Source organism: Natronorubrum marinum, from assembly GCF_052040125.1.
Taxonomy (GTDB): domain Archaea; phylum Halobacteriota; class Halobacteria; order Halobacteriales; family Natrialbaceae; genus Natronorubrum.
The window spans coordinates 547,458-568,527 of the sequence record NZ_JBPPFV010000003.1; the positions used below are offsets into that span (position 1 = coordinate 547,458).

Consider the following 21,070-nt stretch of genomic DNA (forward strand, 5'->3'; position numbering starts at 1 on the left):
CGATGGTGTAGATACGATGATAGAACAGACTCACCCAAGCCCCGAGATCAGTCAGCTGCCGACCGAGGTCGAGTCCCCGCAGGGCAAACTCGTCTACCTCTACATCGACGCGACGGGTGGTGCCACCGCCGACGAGATGGGGCAGATCCTCTCGATGAAGAAGATCGGGATTCTGAGCGTCCTCAACTCCCTCTCGAGTGCGGGCCTCGTCGAGAAGCGCGACGATCGGTACGTCCTCGCCAACTGAGCCGATTCTTTTGTCGCCGCGCGTGTCGTGCTGTCGGTATCACCGCAGTAGCGACGGTTGCTCGAACTCGCCCGGAGTTCGCTCTCGGAGCACCGAATGGACCTCAGCCTCGAAGGGTGTAAACGCCACCCACTACCCCGCGGCCCGCCGACTCCTCGCCTCGATTCGGCTCGCTCGCCCGCCCGTTCGCACTGGTTTCGATGTCGACGCGATCGGTCGGTGTCGCCTCGTTCGGCCGCGTTCCGGCTCCCGTCCCCAGCGCGTGGTTCGAAGCCTTTATCCGCACGGTAGGCCTGCGTTTTCGTAAGTAATCACAGCCATGTCAGACAAACCTGCCTCAATGTACCGGGAAATCGATAAGCCGGCCTACACGCGCCGTGAATACATCACCGGCATCCCGGGCTCGAAAATCGCACAGCACAAGATGGGCGACGTCAGCGCCGATCCCGACGAGTACCCCATCCAGATCAGCCTCATCACCGAGGAGGAAGTCCAGATCCGTCACGGGAGCCTCGAGGCCTCGCGCCTCTCGGCGAACCGTCACATGCTGAAAAACGCCGGTGAGCACAACTACAAGATGATTCTCCGGAAGTTCCCCCACCAGGTCATCCGAGAGAACAAGCAGGCGACGGGTGCGGGTGCGGACCGTGTTTCCGACGGGATGCGACAGTCCTTCGGGAAGATCGTCGGCACCGCCGCGCGAATGGGCTCCGGCGAGCGCATCTTTACGATCTGGTGTGACGTCGACGACGCCGAGTTCGCCAAGGACGCGCTCCGACGCGCGTACAACAAGATCTCGCCGCCGTGCCGTATCGTCGTCGAACGAGGCGAAGAGCAGCTGATTGCGTAAAACGAAGTTTTGCTCTGCGTGCGGTCGCTACGCGACCGCACTCGGCAAAAATTCGATTAAAAGCACTCCTCCTTCCGTTTCCTCACTCCTTTCAGTCGTTCGTCCACATCAGTCGTCGGCCCGCTCGCTCGGCCTTCGGCCTCACTCGCGGTCAGTAGCTGGGCATTTGCCTGCCCTCCCCCGGGTCGGGAGGTTTCGCGCAGTTTGCGCGAAACCCCACTCCCGGCCACTGCCCTTTCGATCGAACGACCGTCTCGAGGCACCTTTTTACCCCTCTGCTCCCGACTTCCGACTATGATCGATCTCGCGGTCGCGAACGATCAGGAGACGTTCCAGCGGATGCGCGACCCGCTCGAGGAGCGAGGCATTCGGGTTCATCACGTGCCCGCGAGCGAGCGCGTGATCCCGCTCGGGGACGCGCCGTGGTCGCCCGACGAGTACGACGCCGGCTACGTCTATCCCGGCCGACTGATGGAGGGTGGGGTGGCCGACGCCCTGCTCGAGGTGCCGTGGCTCAACGACCACGAGACGGTGCTGACCTCGCGGAACAAGGCCGAGGTGATCGCGCGGCTCGGTCGGGCGGGCCTCCCGGTGCCGGAGTCGGTCTACGTCTCGAACGACGTCTCGGAGTCCGAACTCGCCGAGGTCTTCGAGCGGTTCGAGCCGCCGGTCGTCGTCAAACCGAACTCGACGACCCGCGGCGTCGGCGTCGCGAAAGCGCACGACTTCGACTCGTTTCTGGGGATCTGTGACTACCTCTCCCTGGTCCACGACTACCGCGCGACCGGCGACCGCTCCTTTCTCGTCCAGGAGTACTTCCCCGACGCGACCGACTATCGGGTGATGGTCCTCGAGGGCGAGTACGTCGGCGCGGTCGAACGTCGCCTGCCCGATGACGCGGTCGCGGAGGGCCAGTGGAAACACAACGTCCACCGCGGGGCGGAGGCGACCGGCGTCGACCTACCCGAGTCGCGGCGCGAACTGGCCGAAGCTGTTGCCCGCGAACTCGAGATTCCGTTTCTCGGCGTCGACCTACTCGAGACCGACGACGGCGTGGTGATAAACGAGACGAACGCGCGCCCGACGATCGACGAGGAAACGAAGTACGAACCGGGGTTTTACGACCGACTCGCGGCTGCGATTCGAAAAACGGCCGACCGAGAATAGCATTCGCGCGACTGCGACGTCGCTGTGACTGCGACCGCGAGGACCGCCTACTCGAGACTGATTCCCGACGACTGCTCCGCGAGGTCGAAGACGACCTCGAGGACGCCGTTGTTGTAGGTTGCAGAGGCCGTGTGCTCGTTGACGCGCTGGGGCAGGGAGACGCGCTCGTCGTACTCGCGGTGGTCGCTCGAGGCGGAGATGGTCAGCGTCTTGCCGTCGCACTCGAGTTCGATGTTGTCCTTCTCGACGCCGGGGAGGTCCGCGACGACGCGGATCTCTTCGTCGGTTTCGTGGATGTCGACGTGGGTGTCCATCCCGAAGCCGTTGTCGACGCCGGAGGAGTTGAAGTCGACGTTCGCGTCGGCTCCGTTCATCATTTCGTTCATCATGCGTTCAATCTCGCGGAACAGGTCGTCGAAGGGTTCGTCGCGGTCGTCTCGGCGCATGCGAACGTGTAGTAGACCGCGAGGCAAAAACTTTCTGTCGTCGCTAGTTGTTTGGAGTGATCGAAATCGAAGAAAGCGGGGGAGCGTCGTGTCCGGATCGGTCGCTCGAGACGGCCGATCTACAGACCGATACCCATCGTCTCGTCGGTCGTCGCGATGCTCTCCTCGGCGTCGGTCGCGCCGAGCACCGCTCGGATGGCGTCGACGTTCTCCGGGACGACGTCGCTCTCCTGGTGGATCCCCTGGAAGAGATAGAGATCCGTTCCGACCGTGGAGATGGACTCCTCCCAGATGCAGTTCTCCCAGATGTCGCCGCGCGGGCGGCCCGCGTCCATCGCGTACTCCTTGAGTTTCCCGCTGCCGTCGATGTCCATCCGCTCGGGGATCAGGAACAGTCGCGACTCGTCGGCGAACAGTTCGCGAACCTCGCTCGCGTCGACCTCCTCCGCCAGCGTCACGTTCAGGCTGTGCATGTGCATCAGCGTCGCGGGCACCTTCATCCCGAGCGTGTCGATGTCGAGGTCGTCGAAGATGGTCTCGACGTCGGGCCCGTGGTGGGAGGGGATCGTGACCGGGTTCGGCAGAATGTCGTTGATCGGCCCGCGCGAGGTCTGGCCGGGGTCGCCACCGCGGCGGACGAGCGTCGCGCGAACCTTCTCGACGCCGTAGGCCTCACGAAGCGGCGCGAGAACCCGCGAAAGTCCGGTCGTGTTACAGGAAACGACACGGACGTGGTCTGCGTCGACGGCATCCTCGAAGTTCGAGCGCGCGTTGAAGCTGACGTCGACGAGGTCGGCGTCCTCGCCGCCCTGGTAGAGCGCCGGCGTGTCGTACTCCTCGTACATGGCCTTGTTCTCCGCGCCGATTCCGGATGGCGTCGCGTCAACGACGACGTCGGCCTCGTCGACCAGATCCTCGACGGGACCGGCGATCTCGAGTCCGGCCTCCGCGAACTGGTCGGCGCGTTCCTCGATGGCGGCGTAGAGGGAGAATCCCTTCTCGACGGCCGTTTCGGCCTCGAAGTTCGGCCGCGTCTTGGCGACGCCGACGACCTCCATATCCGGCTGTTCTCGCACGGCGTCCGCGACGCGTTTTCCGATCGTGCCGTAGCCGTTGACCGCGACCTGAATCATATGTTCGGGAGTCCACTACCGAGGGGGATAACCGTTTCGAGCCTTTTCGACCGATTGTAACTCAGAAGCGAGTTTCACCCCGGTTTCGGTGAGTATTTCGAGCGCTCCACCGTTCCGAGCTGATCGGCGACGCCGCCCGGGTCGTGTCGAACTTTATACGATAGCGCGCTCGAAAATACGGGCATGGTCGAGGTCGACTGGGAAACCGATCGCCGGGAGGGGGTGACGTTCGTGACCGCAGTCGTCGCGAACACGCGGACGACCCCGCAGACGGTCCGTCTCGAGAGCCAACTCGACGGGCCGACGTGGCCGCCGCGTCGAAACGGCGTCACGGCACCCGAGTGGGACGGGGACGTCTGGGAGGGCACTGTCGAGCCGGGACGCCGCCGCGGCGTCGGCTTCGCCAGCCCGGTAGCGCCGACGGAGCCGCCGCTCGAGGTTCTCGAGGTGTCCCGCGTCTCCGACACAACGACCGCGACGTCGAACGAGGTGCTCGCCGAACTGGACGGCTGGGCACCGACCCCCGACGTTCTCACCCGGGACCCATGATCGTCGCGGTCTGCGGCGGAAAAGGCGGCGTCGGGAAATCGACCGTTTCGCTGAACCTCGCGCGGGAACTCGACGCCGTCGTCGTCGACGCGGATCTCGCGACGGCGGATCTCCCCCGCGGGAGCGGCGCCGACTTGCACGACGTCCTCGCGGGCCGCGCCGACCCGCTCGAGGCCGTCGACTCGTTCGGCTCGATTCGCATCCTCCCCTGTGGCCGAACGCTCGCCGGCGCTCGCGCGTCGAACGTGAGCGAACTCGAACGGGTGGTCGACCGACTCGAACGGGAGTGCAGCCGCGTCGTCATCGACTGTCCGGCGGGGCTGGCACGCGACGTCGGCACGCAGCTCGAGTGTGCCCACGTCGCCGTCCTGGTCACCACGCCGACCGAAGCGGCGGTTGTGGACGCACTCCGAACGCGGGAGATCGCGCTCGAACTCGACACGCCGATCGCGTCGATCGTCTGCAACCGAGCCACGGCCGACGAGTCCGAACGCCTCGCGACTCGCGTCGAGCGGGAACTCGGGGCCCCGACTGCGGTGATCGAGGAGCGATCGGCCGTCGACGATGCGATGGCGCGGTGGCAGCCGGTCCGCGATGCCCACCCCGACTGCGACGCGATCGATGCCTTCGAGGACGTCGCGCACTCGATTGAACGCTGCGAGAAGCGTCTCTCCGGTCGTATCGGGGTTCTCTGAGCCGTACCTGTCTCCTCCTCACTCGACCCGAATCGATCCCCACCCGTGATCGAGCGTTGGGACTGGTGGAGCCATCTCGTTTTTCGTGCGCTTAGTCCGCGTCCTGGTTCGTCTCGAGCGCCATCGCTGCCACGCCGTCGAAGGTGAGTTCGATCGTCTCGGTGAACGCGCTCTCGGGACGGAACTTGGAGACTGACAAATAGTGTTCGACGGCCGTGCCGACACCTGACTCCCTCGTCCGCAGTTCGAAGACGGCGTCGACCGCGTGGATCGTCGCCGTTCGATTCTCCGGTCGGCCGGGGCCGTTAAGACAGTGTAACACGGCGACGCCGTCGGTCTCGACCATCCGATCTTTCAGGTCGTTCAGGAACGAGACGTACGCCCGCCGATCGCGCCGTTCGAGGACGTCCGCGAGGTCGACGACGAGCGTGGCGCCGTCGGGTAACTTTCCGATGATCTCGCCGGCATCCTCGAGGACGTCCGCCCCCTCGACGTGGCGGATCGTCGGATTCCCGGTTTCAACGGACGCGGTCTCGATCGCCCGGCGGACGTTCGCCACCGACCGCTCGGTCGTGAGATACAGCGTGCCGCGGGGTGTCGTCGCCTCGTAGAGCAGTTGCTCGGACTGGCTGGCCGGTTCGGCGGTCAGCGCCACGACTGAGCCGGGTGCCAGCCCACCGCCGAGTCGCCGGTCGAGGGTGTCGATGCCCGTCGGCAGCAGTTCGTCGTCGTACGCCGGTGGCGTTCGGTCGGTCGCGTTTCGCGTCCGTAACGTCTCGACGATGGCCTCGTAGGCGGCGGTGGTGTTCTCATCCGTCAGCGGCGACTCCGCCTCCGGAACGACGCCCAGTACCGGCACGTCGACCCACGACTCGACCTCGGCGGGGACCTCTTCGCACCTGTTCACAACCGTCCCGAGCACACACACGCCGAGCCGGCGAGCCATTTCGACCGTCGTCTCGGCGGCCGTGAGACTCCGCTCGCTGTCCGTCGTGACGACGATCACGCCGTCGGCCGCCGACAGCGGTTCGACGACGTCGGGGCCCGCTCCGGAGGGACAGTCGACGACCGTCTGTATCGGGTCGGTCTCGAGTCGACCCAGCACCGACTTGAAGTCCAGTTTCTCGGACGGCCCCGGGGCGGGAACGATGCCGGCACGCGACGTCCGCGGGCTCACCTGTGCGACCGATCGGACGTCGGTTTCTGTCGTGAGGGCCGCGAGCGTCGGCTCGCGGTCGACGCCGCCGGTTACGTGGACGTTCGGGAGCTGGCGATCGGCGTCGATCGCGATAGCTGACGTTCCGGTTCGTGCAAAGCCCTCAGCGAGGCCGAGCGTCGTGATCGTCTTCCCGCAGCCACCTTTCGCACCGGCGATAGCAATCATATCGGGATTGGCGCGTCTTCCTTTTTCAACCTGTACACGGTCGCTTCGGGTGCACTCGAGAGCGCCGTCGCTCCGACGGCCGGAATCGTGCGATTGGAGCATCTACCGGCTGTCGAGTTCGTCGTCTCGAGCGCCTCTCTGAACCGAAAAGGATGTTGTCGAACCGATGTCATCCGTACTGTTTCAGCTCGGTGGCCGTCGACCGAATCGTCATCCGCGAGACGTTCGCCAGTTCGGCGACTTCGGTCTGCGTGACGTCGACGCCGTGGTCGTAGGCCGCCCGGTAGAGACAGGCGGCTGCGACACCGCTGGGGTTCTTCCCGCCGATCCGGCCGCGCTCGCGCAGCCACGTTGCGTACTCTCGGGCGCAACTCTCGATATCCGCCCGCAACTCGAGTTCCGACGTGTACCGCGGCAGGTACTCGACCGGCGAAATCGGGCCGACCGGAAGACCGAGCTCCCGGTTGAGCGCGTCGTAGGCCGCCTTGAGTTCGCTCTTGCTCGCACGCGCCTGTGCGACGACTTCGTCCATCGTCCGTGCGATCGACTGGACGCGACAGGTTGCATACACCGTCGCCGCCGAAAACCCCTCGAGCGAACGCCCGCAGAGCAGATCCTTGTGCTGGGCCGACTCGAACAGCGTACACGACTGCTCGCGGACCGGCGTCGGCAGCGACAGCGAGGAGATGAGCCGGCGGATCTCGGTAAAGCCGTAGGCCTTGTTCCGTTCGGCTTTCGACGAGAACCGGGCTCGGTTGTGTTGGCGACGCATGCGGACCAGTTGCCGCTGACGCTCGCCCGTCACCTCCGTTCCCGTCCCGAACCCGATTCTGGTCGACAGACCTCTGTCGTGACGCGAACGCTCGAGGGGTGCACCGGTTCGGCGCCGGCTGTTACCGTTCTCGAGGGTCCGCCACTCGGGGCCGCGATCGATACTGTCTTCGCCGGCCACGAGCCCGCACTCCTCGCAAACCACTTCGTTTTCCGTCGTTCGAAGACGGCCACCACACTCCTCACAGCTTTCGGTCTGGGTTGCGCGTTTCATTCAGTCCCCACCGCTTCAAGTTCGTGTCTACACCATATTATATTAAAACTTCTGAACAATACGAAAATACAGAACTTTATAAATTACAGGGGATGACTGACAAAGATTCTAACACAATCTGATAGCAGTTCTACTGGTCTATAACTGTTAGGTATTCGAGCAAAAACTGCTGTAGATCTCGTCGACTACCGTTGGAAGTGACGGACCGCACAGAATTGGTGTAGCGCACGCGCTCAGTTTTCCGGTCGACCGGTGTTGAGCGATCGCGGACATGGTCGTGCGTCGCCAGCGATTCGAACCGATCGGCTGGTCGCGGACCACTCCTCGCGCCGCTCCCGGCCGCGCTGCGGTCGACGTCGGTCGGCGTCAGTCTCGAACCCGTCGCTTCATAACGCCATCTCGATGACGGTGACGGAAAACCCGTACAGGGCCATCGAGGTGACCAACGCTCGGCCGATGTGGTAGCCGAAGAGGGCGCGATCCAACCCGTACCGAAGGGCGATCGAGAGCGGAACGAGGATGAAACACAGTGTGAGGAGATAGACGCCGACGACGATGCCGAGTGACTCGGCGGGAAAGGCGGCTGCGTCGAGATCCGCCGTCCCGACCATGTCTTCGCCGGACATCATGGCGGCCATCGCGACCGTCGCACCGGCCACCAGCGGTCCGAAGTAGGCCGCCGTGTTGTCGAGCGTCCCCGTCACTTGCTCGAGACTCCGTTTCGTCTTGGCCTCGACCTCGTCGAGCTCCTCTAAGTGATCGGCCATCGAGACGATCGCCCGACCCGCGGGTTTCCCTTCGTCGGCGGCGGTCGCGAGCAGCGCGGCCGTCCCGTGGGCTCGCGGGCTCGGAACGTCTCTGAGTGCGCCGTACTCGCCGAGAAACGCGGCTTCGACGCCCGCGTGGAGGCGTCGCTGGACGCCGGAGGCGTGCTCGAAGACCTCGCCCGTCTCGGCGGGGACTCGGTCCGCCGCGAGTTCGACCGCCGACTCGACGGACTCGCCCTCTGCGACCTGCCGGCCGACGATGTAGAGCGCGTCGGTGAGGTGTTCCTCGACGTCGCGGACGTAGTTTCGAACCTCGAGAATCGGCCCGAAGACCGCGAGCAGGCCGGCGCCGAGTCCGAAACCGAGCCCGATGATCGGCGCCAGATGTGCGGGACCGAACGTCACGGTAATTGCGTACCCGCTCGCGCCCGCGATGACGCCCCAGAGGCCCCGCATCCAGAGTCGGTCGGGAACGTCGGGGTGGTCGCGGCTGACTTTCGGGGGCGGGAACGCGACGGGGCGGCGGACGAGCAACCAGAGACTCGCGGCGACGAGACACGCGGGGAGGACGACGTTGTACAGCAACACGACGATCCAGATGTTGACCGCGAAGCCGACCATCGGAACGGCCGGAACGAGCGCGATCAGCGCCAGCGGGATCATGATCCCGAAGGCGAACAGCGCGGTCGTCGGCGCACGAATGGCGGCGGTGAACTCGGCCATCTGGTTCCGGGTACCAGTGAGCACCGCCGAAAGCGCTCGATCGAGCGTTCGCGCTCGCTCTCCCTGCGGCGCGTCCTGGGCGGTCGCGAGCAGGTGCGAGGACCGGCGCAACGCGGGGAACCACTCGGCCCACTCCTCCGCGAACGACAGCAGTCCCGTGTCCGCAGTCCCGATCGAGCGATCGATGTGGCCGTCGAGGCTGTCCGCCAGCGGCCCTCGTCCGGTCTCGGCGGCGAATCGAACGGCGCTCTCGAGCGCCGGCTGAACCTGCATCCGCAACACGGCGCGGCCGACGAGATTCGGCGTGTCGCCGAGTGCTTCAGTTCGGCGAAACGCCGCCTGGAGATGTGGCAGCGAGTGGATCGCGTGAATCGCCGCGACGGGCGTCACGAGGACGAAAAAGAGGACGAACGTGAGCGGTGCCGAGGTCACTAACAGCGGTAACGGGAGCAGTGCGCCGACGATACCGGCTCCGTACCCTGCACGGATAACCGTCTCGTCGTCGTGTGGCGAGTCGATGAACGAGAGCGAGTCGACGAGATCGTCGCTCCCGTCGACGTCGTAGGGGTAGAGCGCGGCCAACTTCTGAATGAGTGCCGACGACAGCGTCATCGATCGATTACTCTCTCCCCCGGTCGGCGTACGCCGAAGCTACTTCGCGCGGACTCGTCCGTCCGTCGGCGGCGAGTCTCGAGAGCCGCTCCGTGCGCTCCGAAATCGCCTGCCGGACCGATGCGTACTCCTCGGCTGGCCTGGTGAGTTGATCGACGATCCGGCTCTCACCGCGGTCGATCCGGCCGGTCGGAACGGTGTGTTCGTCGTCGTCGAGTTCGTACAGCGACTCGAACCAGATGTCGTCGCCGCTGGTGATGACCTCCTCGATTCCGGCGACGCGGCGGTCGCGACCGTTCGGCGTTCGGTACGCCTGGACGGTCACGACGAGGTCCGTCGCGCCGAACGAGGAGGGTTCGACCTCGAGGTCGGAGACGACGCGCTCGTAGACCTCGTCGGCCCCGTCGCCGTGGATCGTCCCGAGCACGGCGTTCGCGTTCGCACCGACCCGCATCGCCTCGTAGAGCACGCGGGCCTCCTCGCCTCGGATCTCCCCGACGACGAGGGCACCGTCTCCGAGACGGAGTGCCGTCTTGAGCGCCTGTTCGGGCGAAATTTCCGGCCCGTCACCGGTTCCGGTTCGGAGCGCCTGGACGTCTCGATCGACCGACTGCAGCGGGTCGACCGGAAGTTCGGGCGTGTCTTCGATCAGGACGGTCCGCGTGTCCGGCGTCAGTTCGTACAGCAGGGTTCCGAGGAGGGTCGTCTTCCCCGATCCTCGAGTGCCGGCGATCAGTGCGGCCGCATTGCGCTCGATGGCGACCGAGAGAAACGCGGCGACCTCCGCCGGCATCGTCCCGTTCGCGACGAGACTCGGGAGCGTAAAGCGGTCGTCGGCCTCTTCGCGGAAGGCGAACGCGACGCCCTCCGCGACCGGGTCGGTGACGCCGGCGACGCGGACCCCGGTCCCGTTCTCGAGGGCGGCCATCGCGTCGACCGTCGGATTCGCCCGCGAGAACGCCCGTCCGCTGGTTCGACGGACGCGAGATGCGAGCGCCCGCGCGCCGTCGACCGTCAGGTGGACGTTCGTCGTCATCGACTCCCCGTCGACGACGAGACGGATCGGGTTCTGGGACACCGGCGACGTCACGTAGACGTCCGTCACCCGTTCGTCCGCGAACAGGTCCTCGAGGATGCCGTAGCCGCTCGTGTGCTTCGACAGCACCCTCGTCAGCAACGGATCGGCCGGTTCGTCGGTCGCGTACTCGATCGCGCGCGAGGCCGCCCGGTCGCCCTCGACGTTCCCCTCCGCGATGGCCTCGTACCCTTCGATGAGGTGCTCTCGTTCCGTTTCTGAGAGCGTTCTGTCGACGACGTCGAGAACGTACAGCGGGACGCCGTCCGACCGCGTGTAGACCCGCGCTTCGCTGCCGGTCTCGAGCGTTTCGACGTCCTCGAGTCGTGTGTCGTCGTCGATCCGCTGATCGACGAAGTAATGTCCGATGGTGAGTCCGACGGTCGAGGTCAGCACCGAGTCGTAGCTGTCGATTCCGATTGCCGCGTCCGTGAGTCCGGACTCGACGGCGATGTCCGCAACCGGACCGATCTGGCTCTCGAGTTCCGCAGCAACCTCGAGCGGGTTGCGCGCGGCGGCCTCGGCGAGTCGCTCGTCGCGCTCGCCGAGCAGTTCGACGAACCGGCCGGCCGCGCCGAGCAGTTCGACGCCCCGATCACCGTACCGTCGTTCGGTCCCGTTCGATCTGGTGAGGATACCCGTCGCTTCGCGGTCGGTGAGCGCGTCGACGACCGTCCGGCGACACGCCGGTGCGCTCGCGAGGTCGCCGTCACAGTCGCTCGCGTCGACTACTATCAACTCGTCTTCGACGGAGATACTGCACGTACACGCCCCCTCCGGTTCGCCATCGCCGAGCAACGATCCGAGCCCGAGTTCGTCGAGTACGGACCGAATGGTGCTCACGACCCCATCCTGTGACATATCGATACTGGCAGCCTGTTCCGGTTTAAAATTACACACGGCATGCAACGATTATCGGCCCCCCGTTCTCGTCTTCCAGCAACACGAGCGCGAGGCGCTGGTCACCGGTGCCGCCGAGTTCGGTCGTTTTGTTCCCTTCGGGATCGTTCCAGACGATTTCCTCGCTAATGACCGCCTCTCGCGTGGTGCCGTCCTCGAGGACGTACCGAGCGTGGGTGTAACTCCCGTTCTCGTGGGGCACCAGTTCGAAGTGATCGACCCCCTCACTGGTCAGCGTGCTCCGCGGGAGCGTCACCTCGACGACGCGCTGGGGATCGGGGTGGCCGTCGGGGGTCGTCTCCTCGTTCTCGATCAGCGAGGTCGCCTCGTCGTCGATCTCCGCCAGACTCGCATCGACCTGTCGCTCGCTGTTCATCGTGGCTCCCTTGTCGATGGCGGGGACCGAAATCGCAAAGAGCGCGATCGTCAACATGACCGCGAGAACGTATCGGATCACGAGAGTTTGGCGCGAAGTGTGGTGAACAGGCCGCTCGATTCGTCGTTCTCGTCACCCTCGTCGTCCGACAACTCGGCCAATTGGGTATCGTCCGAACTGGCTGCGCTGTCCGAAGTGGACGCGCCTACTGAACTGGACGTCCCAACCGAACTGGATCCGTCGACCGCGTCGTCCGACCCGGACAGCCGCCGCTCGATCGCCTGTTGGACGGCCAGTCCACCGGACGACGCGCCGTCACCGTCGTCCGCTTTCGCCTCGTTCTCCGGTGACTCGAGGAGCGTTTCAGCCGTTGCTTCGACGTCACTGGACTCCCCAAACGAAGCGGCGGTTGCCGAACTCTCCGGCGCCACGACAGCTGTCGAGCCGGACCCGTTCGCACTGATTTCCGACGTGTGGCCCGATCTGGAAGCCTGCTCGTCGCCACCAGCGGTCTCCAGTGCAGACGGCTCCGCTCCCCCACGGTCACTGGTGCCGTCATCGATGTCCCGGCCGCCACCCTGTCGCTCCCGCTTCGCGAGCGATCGCTCGAGTTCGTCGATCCGATACTCGAGCCGATCGACGGCCGCGATGGCCGCATCGGCCTGTCGCTCGACGCCCTCGTTGACCGTCTCGACGTTGCCAACGAGACCGGTGACCGCGTCGACGCTCCCCTCCAACTCCGCGAGTCGCCGCTCGTGTTCCTCGAGTCTGGTCTCGAGGCGTTCGACGTCCTCGATGACCGCGGCGAGATCGTCGAGTCGGTCGAGTTCGACGTCGCCGTCGACGACCGCGCGCTCGACCGCGGACAGTCGCTGATCGATTCGCTCGATATCGCTCATGTCGCTCTTGGCCGACTCATGGTATTTAAACATCAACCTCGAACGAGGTGCTCGAGTCTCGGTCTGGCCGCGCCGATTCGTCAGTCGTCCGCGACGACGTCGCTCGCCCGCGGACTATCACCGCCGTGTGGAGTCTCGCGCGGCCGGACCTGTGCCGAGTGGATCGTCTCCGTTGCGTCGTCGACGATGACGACTTCGCCGGGGGCCTCCGGGAGCCGATCCGCGTCCGATAGCGAGAAGTTCATGTACGTCGGCTGGGCCGCCTGGAGGGCGTCGAGGTCCGACTGGGAGGTCAGCCGGTGGGAGATCAGGACGTCCGACTGGGAAATCCCGACTTCGGGGACGGCACTCGGCCGCTGTGTGGCCGAGACGAGACTCACACCTGGCGCGCGCCCGCGAGTCAGGATCGTCCGGAGGGCCGGTTCAGCAACGCCGTCGAAAAACGTGTGGGCTTCGTCGAGGAGCAGCCATGGAAGCCGATCGACCGTGTCGGTAACGCGTGCGCGATACAGCGCTTCCGCGACACCGCGGCAGACGGCGTTCATCGGCGCGGACTCGAGTCCCGAGACGTCGACGACCGTCGCCTCGGAACTGCCGAGTTCGTCGGCGTCGATCCCGTCGGGGTCGAAGACCTCCCACGCGTCGGCGAGTCGGAGGTGGTTGCTCGCCGCTCGTTTGTCGGCGACCGGCGCGTCGGTCGCCTCGACGTGGGCTTCCATCTCCTCGAGCGTCGACGCCGCCTGTACAGCCTGCCAGACGAGCCCGCCGGCGCCGCTCTCCGGCGAGAGCCCGAGCAGCGCACACCACGAACTGGGATCGAGCGAGGTCGGCGTGACGGCCGGCTCGTCGATCACCGTCGCGGGGACGCCCGCACCGGAGGTCGACTCCGCGAGCGTGTCGAAGACGCCCATCGGATCGACGATCACCGGTGCGACGCCGTCGGCTCGAGCGAGCCCTTCCGCGAGAACGCCCATCGTGTAGGACTTCCCGTAGCCGCGCTTGCCAACGATCAACATCGCGTGCGGGCCATCGAAGTCGAGATGGAGCGTCGCCCCCTCGCTTCCGTCTCGGGCCCGGTAGGCACCCAATCGCCCGACGGGACCCTCCTCGAGGTCGTCATCGCGTCCGATTACGAAGCTCACAGTGAGAGTTGTTCCCTCTTCCCTTTTGAACTTTTAGTCCAACATTTAAGTCAGAAGGCGCGACCAAGAGGGGGTATGCTACCGGACACCCTGTTGTCGGACCGCTCCGACGGGTTGGATCGGTCCGACCAGTTGAACCGTTCTCGCTCGTCGTTCGCTCGAGACGATCGCGCAATCGAGGGCCTGCCGATCCGACTCGTGATCGCGCTGGTCGTCGGCGTGGCGGCGCTGGCGTTGATGCTGAATATGCTTGGAACGATTGGGTCAGTTGGTGATACTGAGGTAGATGTTGAAATAGACGAGGGACAAGTAATCGAGAATGATGAAACAGAAAAAATTGTTATTGAAGTCATTGACGAGGATGGCAACTACGTAGAGGAGGCTACCGTTCTTATCTCGTCAGGGTCAGCTCAACTTGAGGGTACACTGGATCAAGATACTAGTGCCTCTGGTGAAGAGCACATTGCCGAATTTTCTGGTGTGACTGAACACGGACTTCGTGCTGATCAAGACAAGGGAACGCTCGAAGTTGATGTGGTTCCACCTTCGGATAGCAGCTATATTGACGAGCAACCGAATTCAGAGATAATAGTTGTTCAGGATAGAAATTAATAAAATAATGAAAATCAATAATTTTACCTTAGCTATAATAATGGCCGTGTTTGTGTTATTAGTGTTTACAGGGTCCGCTATCGCTCATGGGACTGCCCTTCAGGAAATCGAAGGTGAGGGAACTGAGGATGATCCGTACGTAATCACTGATATCAAGGAACTACAGGCGGTGAACGAGGATCTTGAAGCTAACTACGTTCTCGCAGACGATATCGACGCGAGTGATACTGAAACATCGGACGCAGGCGCTGGTTTCGAACCGATTGGTGAGGATAGTGAATCTCCGTTTACGGGGACATTCGACGGACAAGGATACACGGTTGATCGTCTTACCATCGATCGAGCAGGGCAACGGAATGTTGGGTTATTTGGTCAGAGTTCAGGAACGATCAAAAACCTCAATCTAGAAAATGTTGACGTTCGCGGAGGTGATAGACGAGTTGGAGGTTTGGCTGGTGAGACGACAGGTGTTATTAAAGATGTTTCAGTGTCTGGGGTCGTTACTGGCGAGGACTGGAGTACTGGTGGCGTTGTTGGATCTACAGATGGGGGTGCACGAATCGAACGATCCTCTGCCGACGTAGATGTGACTGGTAAAACTGGTATTGGTGGTTTAGTCGGAATTGTATATGGAGAATCCGTGACTGAGTCCTATTCGACGGGTAATGTTACCGTTGAAGAGAATTCCAATCACGGTGGCGGATTAGTTGGTTCTATTGGTGAGGAAAGTGATGTTCGCCAATCGTATGCAACGGGTGACGTGAGCGGTGAGCAGATCAGTATGTCAGGAGGAATAGTTGCATTCAACAGAGGGACGGTTAGTGATACCTTTGCGACCGGAGCTGTTGCTAGCGGCGACCACGAATCTGGCGGCTTGGTTGCCCGAAACGGTCGACACGATGAGGGTCAAGTAGTGGATTCATATTGGAATACTGAAACCACTGGGCACCAAGTCGGGAAGTCGGGTAGCGGTACTGGAACAGGACTAGGGACTGATGAGATGACCGGGTCGGCCCCCGAGGACTCGATGAATAAACTCAACTTCGACAACTTCTGGACACTCACCGACGATTACCCAGTCCTCGAGTGGCAAGTCCAAGACCTCTCGATCACCCTTGACGACTCGACCGTCGGCGAAGGCCAGCAGACCGACGTAACGGTCACGCTCACGCTCGACGACGGCTCGACGGTCACCGCCTCCGAAGTCGCCGACTACGACGCCGGCGGTATCGTCGACGTCGATAGCGGTGTCGTCGACGCCAATCAGCAGGGTACGACCGAGATCACCGCCACCGTCGCCGACCAGACCGACAGTGCCGAACTCGAGGTCGTCGAACCGCCGAATATCGAACTCGAGGACGCTACTCTCGATGCGAACGCCGTCGTCGAAGGAAGCCCGCTCACTGCAACGGCCACCTACGAGAACGACGGCGGGCCGGGCAGCCACACCGCCGAACTGACGGCCGACGGCGAGGTCGTCGACACGCAACTCGTCTCCCTCGAAGCCGACGCGGAGACCGCCGTCGACTTCGAGTGGACGCCGAACGGTCCCGTCGGCACCGAGTACGACGCCTCGGTCGACGGGACCGATCTCGGTTCGATCGAAATCGTTGAGTCCAGCACGGTTTCGCTCGCGGCTATTTCGGTTCCCGAGGAGGTTGGCTCCGGGGCACCCTACGAGTTCACGGTCGACCTCGAGAACGCGGCCGACGAGACGGTGATCGACACCGTCGAGTACGAACTCGAGAGCCAGACTGCAATCACGGAACCGATTGCCGTCGATCCCGACGGTTCGGACGCAACCCTCGACTACGAGACCGATGTCGATACCGGTCTCACCATCGTGCACGCGGTGACGGTCGACGACGAAACGCTCGAGGAGACGAGTCAGGTCACCGAGCCGCCGTCATTCGACGTTACCGATGTCGAGACGCCGGAGGATGTCGAACCCGGTGACGAGTTCGACCTCTCGGTGACGATCGAGAACACCGGCGGCGTCGAGGGGACGCAGTCAGTCACCGTCTCGGACAACGACAGCGAAATCGCGACCGAAGAACTGACGCTCGAGGCCGACTCAAGCGAGACGATTTCGTTGGCAGTGAGCGAGGACGCGACGGGCGAGTACGAGTACGCGGTGGCAACCGACGACGACGAGACCGATGTCACAGTCACGGTCTCGGAGGAGGCCGGTGACGACGGTGCTGACGATTCGGACGGTCTCCCCGGATTCGGTTCGGTCGTCGCGGCCGGCGCACTCGCGATGACGGTAGCACTCGTGGCACTGCGGCGCCGGAACTAGGGAGGTCGAGACGTCTATCGGTACGATTGCAACGAGACACTCACGATTAGCTATGAACTGCAGACGCACGACTCGGCGGTGTCCGGTGGACGGGAGTGAGACCGCTCCGAGCGGACGGAGAGCTTCGCGAATAACGCCCTCGAGAGCCGACCAGAACCGGTCTCGAGACCGACGTACGAGGTGTCGATGATCTCGTTGTTCGTAACGCCCGTCGAGATTCTCACGGGTGTGTCCATCGCCATCCTGTTCGGCACCGTCTGTGCCGCAGTCGTCGGCTGTGCCTCCGTCGTGATCGGCTACGTTGCAGACGAGGGGGTCCCGTCGGTTGGAGGCGGTGTGACGACCGTCGTGCTCACCGGCACCGGCCTGTACGTCGCGGCCGTCGTCGACTCGAGTACGATCCAGCCCGGATTGCTTCTCGGCGTCGGTCTCGGCTTCGTCTTCGGACTGTACGCGACGAGTTGGGGGAGTCGGCTCGCTACCGACCTGCCGCGGGCTACCGCCGGCTCGACCGAACGAACGCAACCGCTCGCAGCGGACGCGATCGACGCGGTCGACGCGATGGGGCAGGTGACGATTCGTTCGAGCGGCGGCGTTCGCGAGTTCGAGGGCTACCCGCCGCTGGGTCCGGCGCTCCGAGCCACACTCGAGGACGGTGCCTGGAGACTCCCCGCGGACTGCCCGATCGCCGCACTCGAGACGCGCCTCGAGGATCGGCTGCGGACGAGCTACGACCTCGAAGCGGCGTCCGTCTCCGTCGACGGCCGCGGCCGGGCGACGATCACCGCGGCGCCACCCGCCAACAGCGTCGCAAAGCGGGTGCCCGAGGGGTGGCGCGCCGTGTCGACTCGAGCGCTTCTCCCGACGGGACTGGCGCCAGGCGACGACGTCCTCGTCGTCACTGAGTCGACGACCGTCTCCGGAACGGTGCTCAGCGCGACCGTCGACCCAGTTGCAGATGGTGTGTATACCAGTCCGAGCACGGCTCCACATGGCGATGGGCCGAGTGACGACCGATCTAAGCGCGGCAGTGGTTCGCTCTCGCCTGACGCTGTAACGGATGGGGGCGACGGATACGTGACCGTCGCCGTTCCGACTACTGATGCGGATGTGCTTCTCGAGGGCGAACAGGCCAGGATCGTCGTCAGGCCGTCCGACTCCACCCACGAGTTCGACGCGGTTTCGTTGCTCGAGCGGGGTGGCACGTCGATTCGGCAGGTGACGGTGACCGACGTAGTGCTGGACGACGTCTCCGACTATGAGACCGAACTCGACGTGTTCGCGGTCCGAACCGGTGAAGCGAGCACCGACGAGCCGGCAGGCGAGTTCGAGTGGGGGTTCGAACCCGATTTGGGCGCACTGGAGGCCGGTACCGAGGCGTTTCTCCTCGGTCCTGGCGCGGCCGCCTTCGGGTCCGAACCGGTCGAACGGGACGAATCGAACGCGTTGGACGAACGAACACCGGCGGCTCCCGAGGTGAGTCACTGAGATGACGACCGCACTTGGACTCGAGGCAGTTATCGCGGCGTACCCGATGCAAGCCGGTGGGGAGTTCGGCGGTGAAACGACGCTCGAGTGGTCCCGAACCGCACTGCTCGGCATTCTCGGCTACGGACTGCTGGCGGGCGTCGGAGCGCTCGTGGTCGCGTTCGGGTATCGAGCACTGACCGTTCGCGAACTCCCGATCGGACCGGCAGTCCTCGCCGGAACCGCCCTGCCGGCGGGCTGGCTGACGGCGGAGGTGCTTCGCCACGGCGAGGTCGTCGCCGACTCGCCGCTGGTTCACTACACCTCGGGGACCTTCCTTCTCGGCGTGTTGTTCGTCGGCTGTGTCACCGCGATCGGTGGCCAGCGACTCGGCGACCACCTCGCCTGTGGCGTCTACGAAATTACGCCGATCGAGCACGGCGGTCCGGTCGCAGCGCTCGTCCAATCGGCCGGCCTCGCGAGCGTCGTGCAGTTGCCTGCATCGATCGACGACGCCGAAGGCTACCCGACCGTCGACGACGAACGCAAGCGAGCGCTCGCGGATCGGGAGTTCCTGCTCCCGAGCGGGCTGTCGGTCCCGGAGCGCCGGTCTCGACTGGAATCTCGTATCGAGTCGGATTTCGGCGTCGGCTACGTTCGCGCCGACCTCTCCGATGCAGGTGCCGTGACGGCGATCGCCGTCGGCGACCGACGGGTCGGGGTGAGTTCGACGCTCGGACCAGATCAGGTCGCCGTCGCAATCGAAGGCGAGCCGTCGCCGCGAGCGAGTGCCGGCGATCCGATCGAGGTTTGGACGGCCGACGAGGGCTCGAGCCGGCTCGTCACGACCGGATCGCTACGGGCGAGTGCCGGGTCGGCCACGACCGTAATCGTCAACGCGGACGATTCGGATGCGTTCGAACCGGGCGGCTGCTACCAGCTCACGACGCGGCCGGAGACGCCGAGCGACGGACGCGCGCTCGTCTCAGCGATCCGGGCTGGCGACGAGACGGTCACGGCAATTACCGTCGAGGATGACGGCCCGCTCGCGAGCGAGTTCGCCGGCTGGGTTTCCGGAACCGTCCTTGCGATCGACCGGGGCGAAGAGATCCTGTCGCTGCCGGCTGACAAGGAGCCGCTGCAGCCCGACGACAGGGTGTACGTCTTCGGGACGCCGACGGAACTCGAGGCGCTTGCTACGACGAAGACGAACCCGATACCGACGCCCACGAGCGCGGTGCCAAGGAAGTGAACGCCGATGACGATTTGCGAGAGCGCGATCAGGAAGATGATCGCGCCAGCGACAACCTACCGTTGGAGTCGGTGCCGGTGTCTGCGACCACGGCGAGCGCGCCGTAGGGTGTGGCATGTCCCTATCGCGTGTGCGCTCGAAACGCTGTCCCCTCCGTAGCCGCCCGATAGCTCCGGTCGAGGACGGACGAACACCCCTTTCATCTCGGCGCTGATCGCGAGCGCACCGAGTCCGATCGCCTCGTTCGTCGTTTCGTCTCGAAGACGTCCTCGAGCGTCGCCGTCACCGTGCGTTGCGTAAACGGTCGTCTGTCGGTCTGAAAACGGTATCGTCCGAGGCGATGGCCGATAAAGCCAACAGTTTTCGGGGTCGTTGCGTAGATATATTCTATGTCCGAACTCCGCGCAGCCGCCGAGACGGCTGTTCGTCAGTGTCTGGCCCTCGAGAGCGACGAATCGTGTGCGATCGTCACCGACGACAAACGCGAGCCGATCGGGAACGTGCTGTACGAGGTCGCCGGCGAGATCACCGACGAGACGGTGATCGTTTGCTATCCACCCGGAGAGACTCACGGCAGCGAGCCGCCCGCACCCGTCGCGGCGGCGATGGCCGGCGCGGACGTCGTGCTCGCGCCGACGACGAAGAGTCTGAGTCACACCCGCGCTCGAACCGAGGCCAACGAGGCAGGCGCTCGCGTCGCGACGCTTCCGGGGATCACCGAAGACGTCTTTACGACGGGGCTGGACGCCGACTACGAGTCCATTGCGGCCCACTGTGACGATGTGCTCGAGCAGGTCGCCGACGCGGACGAGATCCGGGTCACTACGCCGGCCGGCACCGACATCACCTTCGGGATCGGCGACCGGGAGTGGCTCGCCGATACCGGTATCGTCCACGAGCCCGGTATCATGTCGAACCTGCCGGCGGGCGAGGTGTTCGTCAGTCCTGAAACGGCAACCGGGACGTTCGTCGTCGACGGGACGATGCGTCCCCACGGATTGCTCGAGGAGGACCACCGGCTGACGTTCGAGGTCGAAGACGGTCTCGTCACGCATATTTCGGACGACGAGATCCGCGGGACGGTCGAGGGCGCGGCCGAAGACGTCGGAGATGCGGCGTACAACCTCGCGGAGCTGGGAATCGGGACGAACGTGGCTGTCACCGAACTCGTCGGCTCCGTCCTGCTCGACGAGAAGGCTGCCGGGACCGTCCACATCGCGATCGGTGACAACGCTGGCATCGGCGGCGAGACCGAGGCACCGATCCACCTCGACGGAATACTGCGGGAGCCGACGGTGTATGCGGACGACGCGGAAGTGGAACTTCCGCGGGCAGAGTGAACGGCGAAAGCCGCGAACAGGGCAGTCGTTAGACTTCCAGTAGCGAACGGCAACGAGCCGTGAGCAGGGGAGGTCGTAGACCTCCCGGGA

Annotated in this window: 19 protein-coding genes; 10 read left to right on the forward strand and 9 right to left on the reverse strand. The window is 64.5% G+C overall.

Annotated elements, in window-relative coordinates; translation table 11 throughout:
• The first annotated feature begins 16 nt into the window (after positions 1 to 16).
• From ACSFC5_RS19005 to ACSFC5_RS19015, 3 genes are all read left to right on the forward strand, one after another.
• Entirely contained in the window at positions 17 to 247 is a 231-nt protein-coding gene (locus ACSFC5_RS19005; RefSeq protein ID WP_006092426.1) for a helix-turn-helix domain-containing protein, read from the forward strand.
• 319 nt (positions 248 to 566) lie between these two features.
• The gene (locus tag ACSFC5_RS19010) at positions 567 to 1,097 is read left to right on the forward strand and encodes a 50S ribosomal protein L16 (RefSeq protein WP_440766800.1); all 531 of its coding nucleotides are present in this window, start codon (positions 567 to 569) and stop codon (positions 1,095 to 1,097) included.
• 294 nt (positions 1,098 to 1,391) lie between these two features.
• Positions 1,392 to 2,264 (forward strand): ATP-grasp domain-containing protein, encoded by an 873-nt coding sequence (locus ACSFC5_RS19015; protein ID WP_440766801.1) that lies wholly within the window; start codon positions 1,392 to 1,394, stop codon positions 2,262 to 2,264.
• Between the two features lie 47 nt (positions 2,265 to 2,311).
• On the opposite strand, the gene ACSFC5_RS19020 is transcribed toward ACSFC5_RS19015, so the two are convergent.
• Positions 2,312 to 2,710 (reverse strand): Hsp20/alpha crystallin family protein, encoded by a 399-nt coding sequence (locus ACSFC5_RS19020; protein ID WP_090308478.1) that lies wholly within the window; start codon positions 2,708 to 2,710, stop codon positions 2,312 to 2,314.
• A 119-nt stretch (positions 2,711 to 2,829) separates the two neighbouring features.
• Entirely contained in the window at positions 2,830 to 3,843 is a 1,014-nt protein-coding gene (locus tag ACSFC5_RS19025) for a type II glyceraldehyde-3-phosphate dehydrogenase (RefSeq protein ID WP_440766802.1), read from the reverse strand.
• Between the two features lie 183 nt (positions 3,844 to 4,026).
• On the opposite strand from ACSFC5_RS19025, the gene ACSFC5_RS19030 reads away from it, so the two are divergent.
• Positions 4,027 to 4,392: a DUF7857 domain-containing protein gene (locus ACSFC5_RS19030; RefSeq protein ID WP_440766803.1), complete on the forward strand. Its 366-nt coding sequence runs from the start codon at positions 4,027 to 4,029 to the stop codon at positions 4,390 to 4,392.
• Positions 4,389 to 5,087: a MinD/ParA family ATP-binding protein gene (locus ACSFC5_RS19035; RefSeq protein ID WP_440766804.1), complete on the forward strand. Its 699-nt coding sequence runs from the start codon at positions 4,389 to 4,391 to the stop codon at positions 5,085 to 5,087. Before ACSFC5_RS19030 ends, ACSFC5_RS19035 begins: the two co-directional genes overlap by 4 nt.
• 91 nt (positions 5,088 to 5,178) lie before the next feature.
• Here the strand turns inward: ACSFC5_RS19035 and ACSFC5_RS19040 are convergent, their stop codons facing one another.
• The 7 genes from ACSFC5_RS19040 to ACSFC5_RS19070 all read right to left on the reverse strand — a co-directional run bounded on the left by ACSFC5_RS19040 (position 5,179) and on the right by ACSFC5_RS19070 (position 14,010).
• Positions 5,179 to 6,471 carry a DUF7125 family protein gene (locus ACSFC5_RS19040; protein WP_440766805.1) on the reverse strand — a complete coding sequence of 431 codons (1,293 nt, stop codon included), beginning with the start codon at positions 6,469 to 6,471 and terminating at the stop codon, positions 5,179 to 5,181.
• A 169-nt stretch (positions 6,472 to 6,640) separates the two neighbouring features.
• Positions 6,641 to 7,516, reverse strand: coding sequence for a transcription initiation factor IIB (locus ACSFC5_RS19045; protein ID WP_440766806.1), 876 nt, complete (start codon positions 7,514 to 7,516; stop codon positions 6,641 to 6,643).
• 386 nt (positions 7,517 to 7,902) lie between these two features.
• A complete protein-coding gene (locus ACSFC5_RS19050; RefSeq protein WP_440766807.1) occupies positions 7,903 to 9,618 on the reverse strand; it encodes a secretion system protein in 1,716 nt (571 codons plus the stop codon).
• Positions 9,619 to 9,625: 7 nt separating this feature from the next.
• Positions 9,626 to 11,554 (reverse strand): ATPase, T2SS/T4P/T4SS family, encoded by a 1,929-nt coding sequence (locus ACSFC5_RS19055; protein WP_440766808.1) that lies wholly within the window; start codon positions 11,552 to 11,554, stop codon positions 9,626 to 9,628.
• Positions 11,555 to 11,585: 31 nt separating this feature from the next.
• Complete coding sequence (locus ACSFC5_RS19060; RefSeq protein ID WP_440766809.1) at positions 11,586 to 12,050, reverse strand: DUF7311 family protein; 465 nt, start codon at positions 12,048 to 12,050, stop codon at positions 11,586 to 11,588.
• Positions 12,047 to 12,868, reverse strand: a complete 822-nt coding sequence (locus ACSFC5_RS19065; protein ID WP_440766810.1) for a DUF7310 family coiled-coil domain-containing protein — start codon at positions 12,866 to 12,868, stop codon at positions 12,047 to 12,049. Before ACSFC5_RS19065 ends, ACSFC5_RS19060 begins: the two co-directional genes overlap by 4 nt.
• A gap of 80 nt (positions 12,869 to 12,948) precedes the next feature.
• Positions 12,949 to 14,010 (reverse strand): ATP-binding protein, encoded by a 1,062-nt coding sequence (locus tag ACSFC5_RS19070; RefSeq protein ID WP_440766811.1) that lies wholly within the window; start codon positions 14,008 to 14,010, stop codon positions 12,949 to 12,951.
• 75 nt (positions 14,011 to 14,085) lie between these two features.
• On the opposite strand from ACSFC5_RS19070, the gene ACSFC5_RS19075 reads away from it, so the two are divergent.
• The 5 genes from ACSFC5_RS19075 (at position 14,086) to ACSFC5_RS19100 (ending at position 20,980) form a co-directional block, all read left to right on the forward strand.
• On the forward strand, positions 14,086 to 14,622 hold the full coding sequence (locus tag ACSFC5_RS19075; RefSeq protein WP_440766812.1) for a DUF7382 domain-containing protein: 537 nt from the start codon (positions 14,086 to 14,088) through the stop codon (positions 14,620 to 14,622).
• 40 nt (positions 14,623 to 14,662) lie between these two features.
• The gene (locus ACSFC5_RS23370) at positions 14,663 to 16,921 is read left to right on the forward strand and encodes a CARDB domain-containing protein (RefSeq protein WP_502262996.1); all 2,259 of its coding nucleotides are present in this window, start codon (positions 14,663 to 14,665) and stop codon (positions 16,919 to 16,921) included.
• 186 nt (positions 16,922 to 17,107) lie between these two features.
• Positions 17,108 to 18,409: a DUF8167 domain-containing protein gene (locus ACSFC5_RS19090; protein ID WP_440766813.1), complete on the forward strand. Its 1,302-nt coding sequence runs from the start codon at positions 17,108 to 17,110 to the stop codon at positions 18,407 to 18,409.
• Between the two features lies 1 nt (position 18,410).
• Positions 18,411 to 19,640: a DUF8167 domain-containing protein gene (locus ACSFC5_RS19095; RefSeq protein WP_440766814.1), complete on the forward strand. Its 1,230-nt coding sequence runs from the start codon at positions 18,411 to 18,413 to the stop codon at positions 19,638 to 19,640.
• Positions 19,641 to 20,029: 389 nt separating this feature from the next.
• Positions 20,030 to 20,980, forward strand: coding sequence for an aminopeptidase (locus ACSFC5_RS19100; RefSeq protein WP_440766815.1), 951 nt, complete (start codon positions 20,030 to 20,032; stop codon positions 20,978 to 20,980).
• The last annotated feature ends 90 nt before the right edge of the window (positions 20,981 to 21,070 follow it).